This is a genomic window from Hyphomonas sp. UBA3601, assembly GCF_002375605.1.
In the GTDB taxonomy this organism is placed as follows: domain Bacteria; phylum Pseudomonadota; class Alphaproteobacteria; order Caulobacterales; family Hyphomonadaceae; genus Hyphomonas.
In genome coordinates this window covers 1-759 of sequence record NZ_DFME01000064.1, presented here as the reverse complement: position 1 = coordinate 759, position 759 = coordinate 1, and the positions used below count along the sequence as shown (strand labels likewise).

Below are 759 nucleotides of genomic sequence, written 5' to 3'. Positions count from 1 at the left end.
AGCCTGCCTGTTTGGTGTTTGAAAGCGTGGACAAGCTTTCCCAGCAGCCGGGAGGGGGCGGACGGCGCGTCTGCCCGGGCGCGGCCCGCGCGCAAGGCGCCGGTGACCTGGGTCCGCCGGTTCTTTCCGTGCCTCCTACCTTTCCGCCTTGCCCCCGGCCCTCATACGCCCGGGCGCCCGCACCTTTCGTCCGCCCCCTCCCGCCTGCCGGGAAAGGCACGCGGGCGAGGTTCAATTTTGCGAGGCTGACATGACCCCTTCACACGAGACTCCCGCTCCCCTTGGAACAGCGACCGGACCAGATTTGCGGGACACGCCCCGCATCTATGTCGCCTGTCTTGCCGCGTATAATAATGGACGGCTCCACGGGGCGTGGATCGACGCGACAGAACCGGACGAGATGATGCAGGGCGTCCGCGCCATGCTGGCGGCGTCGCCTGAACCGGGTGCGGAGGAATGGTCAATTCATGACTATGAGGGGTTCGAAGGCGCGCGCATTTCCGAATATGCCTCCTTCGAGACAGTTTGCGCCCTTGCGGACTTCATCACCGAACACGGGAGCCTTGGAGCGAAACTCTACCGCGAATTCGGCGATGACCTTGAACAGGCTCACGCCGCGTTTGAAGACTATGCAGGCGAATATCGCAGCGCCGCAGACTTTGCCGAGGAAGTGACGCGCGACAGCGGGACAGAGATTCCGGCCTCGCTCGATTACTATATCGACTGGACCGCGCTTGCCCGCGACATGGCGATGAATGG

1 protein-coding gene is annotated in these 759 nt (G+C 63.8%); it reads left to right on the top strand.

Annotated elements, in window-relative coordinates; all coding sequences use genetic code 11:
- Positions 1 to 250 precede the first annotated feature (250 nt).
- On the top strand, positions 251 to 759 hold a 509-nt coding region (locus B4F73_RS06870; protein ID WP_290482839.1), incomplete at its 3' end, for an antirestriction protein ArdA.